Annotated in this window: 6 protein-coding genes and 1 pseudogene; 2 read left to right on the top strand and 5 right to left on the bottom strand. The window is 71.9% G+C overall.

Annotated elements, in window-relative coordinates; translation table 11 throughout:
- The 5 genes and pseudogenes from BXY45_RS18785 to BXY45_RS18765 all read right to left on the bottom strand — a co-directional run.
- A pseudogene (locus BXY45_RS18785) lies at positions 1 to 2,003 on the bottom strand (hypothetical protein); the annotation flags it as partial.
- 117 nt (positions 2,004 to 2,120) lie between these two features.
- The gene (locus BXY45_RS18780; protein ID WP_109776065.1) at positions 2,121 to 2,660 is read right to left on the bottom strand and encodes a dihydrofolate reductase family protein; all 540 of its coding nucleotides are present in this window, start codon (positions 2,658 to 2,660) and stop codon (positions 2,121 to 2,123) included.
- A gap of 89 nt (positions 2,661 to 2,749) precedes the next feature.
- Positions 2,750 to 3,058 (bottom strand): hypothetical protein, encoded by a 309-nt coding sequence (locus BXY45_RS18775; RefSeq protein ID WP_109776064.1) that lies wholly within the window; start codon positions 3,056 to 3,058, stop codon positions 2,750 to 2,752.
- 9 nt (positions 3,059 to 3,067) lie between these two features.
- Positions 3,068 to 3,667, bottom strand: coding sequence for a hypothetical protein (locus BXY45_RS18770; protein WP_109776063.1), 600 nt, complete (start codon positions 3,665 to 3,667; stop codon positions 3,068 to 3,070).
- 25 nt (positions 3,668 to 3,692) lie between these two features.
- Positions 3,693 to 4,847 (bottom strand): GGDEF domain-containing protein, encoded by a 1,155-nt coding sequence (locus BXY45_RS18765; RefSeq protein WP_109776062.1) that lies wholly within the window; start codon positions 4,845 to 4,847, stop codon positions 3,693 to 3,695.
- Positions 4,848 to 5,028: 181 nt separating this feature from the next.
- On the opposite strand from BXY45_RS18765, the gene BXY45_RS18760 reads away from it, so the two are divergent.
- Together BXY45_RS18760 and BXY45_RS18755 are read left to right on the top strand one after the other, a co-directional pair.
- On the top strand, positions 5,029 to 5,862 hold the full coding sequence (locus BXY45_RS18760) for an FxLYD domain-containing protein (RefSeq protein ID WP_146211278.1): 834 nt from the start codon (positions 5,029 to 5,031) through the stop codon (positions 5,860 to 5,862).
- Positions 5,863 to 5,891: 29 nt separating this feature from the next.
- Positions 5,892 to 7,208 carry an alpha/beta fold hydrolase gene (locus tag BXY45_RS18755; RefSeq protein WP_109776060.1) on the top strand — a complete coding sequence of 439 codons (1,317 nt, stop codon included), beginning with the start codon at positions 5,892 to 5,894 and terminating at the stop codon, positions 7,206 to 7,208.
- The last annotated feature ends 94 nt before the right edge of the window (positions 7,209 to 7,302 follow it).

Here is a 7,302-nt window from a genome sequence, read left to right as displayed (position 1 = left end):
TTGGCGTTGTTCGAGGTGCTGCCGGTGAAGCTGGGCCGGTTCGGGGCAGGTGGAGGTGTCCCGGTGGCATTGGGGCGCGGCGGGGTGGGGTCGCTGCGGTGAGCCGGGGACTGGGCCGGCTGGTCGGGGATGGGGTATGAAGTTGTGGGGCGGGGCCGTTCTCGCCCTGGTGTCGGTGGGCTCGCCGTCGGCGGGGTCGGTGAGTCCGGTGGCGGGGTCGCTGACGAGCCCGAAGGCTCCTCGGGTGGGTCGCTGCGGTGATCGCGGTGATCGCGGTGATCGTGATGATCTCGGTCAGGTTTGGGTTCCGGTACGGCGTCACCGTCGTCGGGTCGTCCGCTGCGCTTACAGCCGCCGCTGACGCCCCCAAGATCGTCGTCCGGCTCGTCGTCGAGATCATCGTCCAGCCAAGGCTCGGGTTCGTCGCTGCAGCCGCCTGCTTCGAGTCCCTGGTCGTCCTCGGACCAGTCATCTCGCCCGTCGCCCGGCCCGAAAGTCGGTCCCCAGTCCGGGCCGTCACCTGGGCCGCCGTCTGGGCCCTCGGGCCAGTCGTCCGGGTCGTCAGTGTCGAGGTCCTCCGGGCTCTTGGGATCCTCGGGGTCGTCCTCGGGGTCCTCAAGGTCATCATCGAGGAGGTCATCAGCCAGGACCACGATGTGGATCTCCGACAGGCGAGCCCGCTGCTCAGGGGTGGGAGTGCGCACCGGGGCGCGGTTGTCCACCACGGTCCCCGACGCAGGACCCCTGGCTGAGTCGGGCTCAGCGTCTTCCTCGTCGTCGTTGTCGGTGCCGTCGTCGGTGTCCTCAGCGAGGTCGTCAGCGTGACCGCCGTCGGCGAACAGGTCCTCCCCGGGCGCGGAAGAGCGGTCAGCAGCCGGCTCGGTGGGCACGCCGGCCTCGCCGGGGACGGGGTCGCCCAGGGCCTGCGCGATCGTCACCGGGGTCGCTTCGATGTCGCCCAGCACCAAACTCGCCAGCGCGTCCGCGCGCAGCTGACCCTTGGTGCGGGTCTCCGGCTCGTCCTCACCAGCATCACCGTCGCCGGCGTCGGGGTTCTCGGTGTCACCCGCCAACGCGTTGGCCGCGATCTGGTTGATCACCTGCCACACCCGCGTCGCGTCCCCCAACTCCATGTCCGCCACGATCCGGGCGCACCCCGGCAGCGGAGACGCACGCAGCACCACGTCACGGTCATTGATGCCCGCGGCCATCGCCCGCGCCGCATACCCCGGATCAGCAGCCAACGCCGCTTCCTCCAACGTTGCTGCCAGCCGAGCCCGGCTCAGCGTCGCCGCAGCCGCCACCGCCGTGGCCTCCACGACCCGGCGTGCCCGCTCACCCTCGACGCCTTCGGGTAGGCGCCGGCACACCGTGACCAGTTCCCGCCACTGCGCCGGGGTCATCAGCCCGCAGATCAGGGCTTCCTCAGCGGCGGGAAGCTCGTACAGCTGCCGTGCCTGCCCGACCAAGGCCGTCGCTGAACGTCCGGAGATCCGCAGCACCGGGGCGAGTTCATCGGAGGCGGGGCGGCGGGAGTCCTTCCACGTCGCCCGCGAGGACTGCTCGGCCAGCTTCGCAGTGTCCAGGCCGGCGATGAAGTTCAGCTGCAACGCGTACAGGTAGGACGCGCACCGGTCGCTGGCGGCGGTGACCTCGGTCCACTCCCGACTCGACAGGCCCAACCCAGCGGGGTCGGCCTCGGGGTCTGCTGATGCAGAGGACTCGTTGGCGTTGACGACGGTCAGCAGCGTCTCCAACGCTGCCATCTGCGCCGACCCCGGCGACTGCTCCACTGCAGCGGCCACGCAGCCGCGGAGGCGCCGCCGCTCGGCGATCGACCCGGTCAATGGGTCTGCGGACAGAGCCTTCGTCCACCAGGGGATGCTGAATCGGACTAGGCCCTCGCCGTCGTCATCCTGATCCCCCTCCAGCCCGAAAGCGGGCGCAGCGGGGTACTCGTCGGGATCACCGACGGCCCACTCCGGAGCCCCGCTCGAACTCATGTCCCCAACGTAGAGGCCACCACTGACAGTCCGGTCGGAGTCGTTTCAGCAGCTCAGAAGCGTGATCGGAGACTCACGGAGCGTGATCCAAACGCCCGGGAGATATGGCTCAGAAGCTCAAGCGGGGCCGTAGACGAGCTGGACCACACCGTTCTCGAACGGCGTGGTGCTCAGCAGCGACAGCTCCACCCGCGACCCGTCGGCGAACAGGCGCAGCCCCTCGCCGAGTGCCAGCGGGTAGGTGATGAGATGCAGCTCGTCGACCAGTTTGTCGGCGAGCAGCGCCCGCACCAGCTGCACGCTGCCGCTGACGTAGATGTCACCGGTGGCGTCGTCTTTGAGCTGCTGGATCGCGCTCGCCGAGTACTCGACGGCGCTCGAGGGCCCCCAGTCGAGGCCGTCGGGCCGCGAGGTGACGACGTGCTTGGGGGAGTCGTTGAAGAACGGGGCGCCCGGGTCGTCCTCGGCAGTGCGGGTCGACCATGCCGGCGCGAACATCTCGTAGGTGTTCCGCCCGAGCAGGATGTCGGAGCATCCGCCGGTGATACCGCCGATCGCCGCCATCATCGGCGCCGTCCACGGGTACGCCATCGTCCACGAGGGCGCGTCGACCACGCCGTCGATCGTCATGAACTCGTGAACCTTGATCGTTCCCATGCTGGTGCTCCGTCCATCGGTTCGTCAGGTGATGCCGGGGTGACCGCCGCCGCGGCTGGAACTCATCGGTGAGTGCGAGACGCTGAGCGTCAGAAGCCGAGCGTGAGCCCGCCGTCGTCGTCGTCCCCACGGGCTCGGTATTCCTGCGCGAGCGACGGCGCGTGCTGAGAGAGCCACAGCTCGAACTGCTGGCGGCAGCCGTTCTTGCGGCACCACCGCTCCCACCGCTCGGGAGTGGCGTCCTCGTGCTCGAACGTCGACAGGCGCCGGTCGCACAGCGACCTGCCGCTCAGGCGCGGGTCGGGCCAGTGCACGCGGCGGTCAGCGCCGTCGCCAGCGCCCCAGGTGAGCCTGACGGCTCGTCCAGCGGGGTCCGAGCTGACGACGGGCGTGGACATCAGGCCAGCTCAGCACATGCAGATGCCGCTGGCGGACCTCACGGTGAAGCAGTCCGGGCAGATGCTCGGCGGCGGTGCGGGCACGGGGGCGGGCTTCTTCGCCGCCGCTGCCCGGGAGGCGCGCACCCGGGGAGCAGCGGCGGCGCTCGGCGCCTTCGGCTCGGCGGGGTCCGAGGAATCTGCGGGGTCCGTCGGCTCCTTCGCCACACGAGGCGTGCTGCTCGCCGGCCGGGAGGCGCCGGCGTGACGGGTCAGACGGTCGACGACGTCGCGCTCGTCCTGCGCGCCGGAGTCGACAGCGCCCTGCCCACCAAAGTGCATCCACACCCGGCGCCGGGCACCGCCGCCGGTGTCGGTGCCGTCGACGAGGGACGCCTCGCGCACCACGAGTGCGGAGAGGTCGGGCTCGCCGCGGCGGGCGCAGTCAGCGGAGATGACCTCGAGCGCCTTGCCGATGCCGCGAGACGTGACCGCGCCGTCGGTGGCCTCGGACGCTTCCGAGGGTGGAACGACCCGTCCCTCCTCCGCGGCGGCCAGCAGGGCCTCGCGGAGCATCGGGATCGCCTTGAACAACCGCGCGGGCAGAGCCTCAGAACCGAGCGACGTCACAGACCCACTCTCGCACCCTGCACGGTCAGCGCGGAACGTGTTCCCGGTGACTGCGTGGTGTCGGCAGCGTGGCCGCTGAGCTCGGCACGAAGTGGTGGACCCTGTCACGGCCCGCGGCCTTCGCGGCGTAGAGCGCCTCGTCGGCCCGGTCCACGAGACTGGCCGCGAGATCAACCGCCGTCGCGACCCCGGCGCTGTCGCCCTCGCGGGTGCGGGTGATCGCACCTGCCACCGCGGAGTGCTCCAGCGATGCCGTCCCGATGCTGACGGTGACCGGTGGCAGCCCCGCCACGACGAGGTTCCCGACGCTGCCGCGGATCCTCTCCGCCAGGGACGCCAGGTGCTCGGTGTCGGGAACCAGCGTGATCACCAGCAGCTCCTCGCCGCCCCACCGCGCGAGGAGGTCGTCCCGGCGCAGTTCCGCCCGCACCGCACTACCGACGGCCTGCAGCAGTCGGTCACCGGAGGTGTGGCCCCAGGTGTCGTTGACGCGCTTGAAGTGGTCGAGGTCGAGCAGCAGGACGGCGACGTCCCGCTCGTACTCCACCGCAGCGTGGAGCAGACGCGGGACGTGGTCGGTGAGGCCCCGGCGGTTGAGCATGCCCGTGAGGGCATCGGTGCAGGCGGTGCGTTCCGCTTCGGCGCGAGCGCGGTCGAGGGCGGCGGCCACGGCAGCCACCACCACCGCCGGCGCGGCCACGATGATCGCGACCACCGACACGCTGTAGGCGAAGTACGCGCCCGGCAGGTCCAGCTGCAGGAGGAGCACCGCTGCCATGGCCTCGGAGACGACGACGATGGCGACGAGCCACCAGCCCCGGTGGTGCATCCGCCCGAGCGCCGCGACCAGCGGGAGCGTGGCGATGCACTGCCACTTCCACTGCACGTCGGGCACCAACGTCCCGTACCCGGCGATGAGGCCGGCCGCGAGCACGAGAACCGTCGTCGCCTCCCACTGGCGCAGCTGTCGACGGATGGCGACGACGGCGGCCATCAGCGCCCACGCAGCCGACACGACCAGCAGCTCGCCCCGGTGCGCGGCGTGAGCGGCCGAAGCCTCCGGGGGCAGCGAGCTCGCGCTGAACATCGCCGCGGCATCGATGAGCAGGAGGACGGCCAGCACGGCGGCCCGCCACTCGATCCACCGCGACAGCCGCGCCACGACGCGGGGAAGGCTCACGTCCCGAACATCGGCACGGCGCCGGGGCCGCCTGAGTGCCGTCACCCGGTCACGACGTCAGCGATCCGGTGCTGGAGTGCTGCGGTGCTCCGGACCTCCACGGCGGCCGGTGCTGACAGCCCTGTCGGCCTCGGAGGCACCGCCGGTACCGTCGGTGTCTTCCCCCCGCCCGGAGGCCATCGTGTCGGACCCGACGTCCCGCTACCCCGAGCAGCAGCCCCAGCAGCCCCACCAACAGGGGCAGCCCGAGCAGCCGCCCGCGTACGTCCCGCCGCCCGGGTACGAGGAGTACGCGCCGCGGCAGCAGGCCCCCTACGCCGGCGGCCAGGAGCAGCCGTACCAGCAGCCGTACCAGCAGGGCTATCCCCAGCCGTACCAGCAAGGCTCTCCGCAGCGGCCGACCTCCGTCACCGCCGTCATCGGGCTCGTCCTGGCGTTCCTGGTCAGCCCGATCGGGATGATCGTCTCGGCCTTCGGCATCGGCGACACCCGCGGCGGGCGCAAGGCCGGGCGGGGCATGGCGATCGCCGGCGTCGTCGTCGGCGCCGTCGGGACGGTGATGTGGGTGCTGGCGATCATCGCGGCGGTCGTCTTCGTCCAGAGGTCCGTGGAGACGGTAACGAGCCTGTCCTCTGCCATCCCGAGCGAGTTCCCCACAGGGCTGCCGAGCGGCCTCCCGAGCGAGCTGCCCAGTGGTCTGCCGACCGACCTCGGGGGCGCACTCGGCGGAGAAGACGCCAGCGCCGACGTCACCGTGGAGAGCTGCTCGACGAGCATCGGGGGCCTGGCGACGGGCGCGGTGAGCGTCACCAACAGCGGCGACGACCCGGCGTCGTACTTCATCACCCTCACCGCCCTGGACGCGGACGGGCAGAAAGTCGGCGACCTCGTGGCGAGCATCGACGGCGTGGCACCCGGCGCCAGCGCGCCGGGTGACGCGATCGGCTACGTCGAGGGTGGCGGCGAGATTGCCAGCTGCGAGGTCTCCGGAGCGGTGCGCAGCGCCGCGGGCTGACACCGCACCCCATGCGGCAGGGTGGGTGGATGGCTGCACCGGACCTGCGCACCGTCGAGCTGCACCTGCCGGGCCTACGGGTGCTCGAGCACGAGCTCGACGTCCCGCTCGACCACACCACAGCCACCAACACCACAGCCGACACCACAGCTGCGTCCCTCGTCGTCTTCGCCCGCGAGGTCTCGGCGGTGGACGACGGTCGCGACAAGCCGGCGCTGCTCTTCCTCCAGGGCGGCCCCGGCCAGGAGGCGACCCGCCCGTTCGGTGCTCCGCTCACCAGCGGGTGGATGGCGCGGGCGTTGCGCGACTTCCGCCTCGTGCTGCTCGATCAGCGCGGCACGGGCCGCTCCACCCCGGTTGGTGACCTGCCCGGCATGACGCCGTCCCAGCAGGCCGACTACCTGGCGCACTTCCGTGCGGACAGCATCGTCAGGGACGCCGAGCTCCTGCGCGAGGCGCTCGGCATCGAGCGGTGGAGCCTGCTCGGGCAGAGCTTCGGTGGCTTCTGCTCGCTCACGTACCTCTCGCTGGCGCCGTCGTCGTTGACCTCCGTTCACGTCACCGGAGGCCTCGCACCGATCGGGATGAGCCCCGACGACGTCTACGCCGCCACGTGGGCGCAGATGCGCGTGCTCTCCGCGCGCTACCACGAGCGCTACCCCCACGACCTCGAGCGGCTGCGTTCGCTGCACGCCGAGCTCGCCGAGAGGGAGATCAGGACGACGACGGGCGACCGCGTCACGTCCCGCACCCTCCGGGCCGCCGGCCACGGCCTGGGCATGAGCGACGGCGCCGACGCGCTGCACGCCCTGCTCGAGCGACCCGTCGACTCCCCGGCGTTCCGCGCCGACATCGCCGATCCGCTTGGGTTGGCACGCAACCCGCTCTACCTGCTGGTGCACGAGGCCTGCTACGCCGACGGCTTCACCACGGCGTGGGCGGCCGAGCGCACCCGCCCTGACGACTTCGGCGACCCAGCAGCAGGCGGCGACCCGGCGCTCCTGTCCGGGGAGCACGTCGGTGGCTGGCTGCTCGACCCTGAGCGCGGTGGCGTCGGCGCGCTCGCTCCCGTGGCTGAGGCGGCTCGCCTGTTGGCGGACCGGCCCTGGCCGAGGCTGTACGACCCGTCGGTGCTCGACGGTGTCGCCCGGGGCGCGGACGCGGTGCCGGTGGCCGCCGCGATCTACCTCGACGACCCGTACGTGCTCGCCGAGCACTCCCGCGCCACGGCAGCCCTGCTGGGCGCCCGGACGTGGATCACCGACGAGCTGCTCCACAATGGCCTGCGCGCCGACGGAGACCGCGTGCTGTCCCGCCTGTTCGACATGACCGCCGGCCGCCTCTGACCTCCTCCCCCCACCCACACCGCAGCCGAGCGCCTCGCTGCGGTTCGGACGGGGGTCGGAACCGCAACGAGGCGCTCGGCTGCGGGAAGGGGGA

The organism is Quadrisphaera granulorum (genome assembly GCF_003149145.1).
GTDB classification, from domain to species: domain Bacteria; phylum Actinomycetota; class Actinomycetes; order Actinomycetales; family Quadrisphaeraceae; genus Quadrisphaera; species Quadrisphaera granulorum.
This window is presented reverse-complemented; position numbering and strand designations above follow the sequence as displayed.

What these genes read in the sequence shown, in the direction of transcription:
- BXY45_RS18780 (WP_109776065.1), bottom strand. Translation starts at nt 2,660, where the DNA reads ATGGGAACGATCAAGGTTCACGAGTTCATGACGATCGACGGCGTGGTC.
- BXY45_RS18775 (WP_109776064.1), bottom strand. Translation starts at nt 3,058, where the DNA reads ATGTCCACGCCCGTCGTCAGCTCGGACCCCGCTGGACGAGCCGTCAGG.
- BXY45_RS18755 (WP_109776060.1), top strand. Translation starts at nt 5,892, where the DNA reads ATGGCTGCACCGGACCTGCGCACCGTCGAGCTGCACCTGCCGGGCCTA.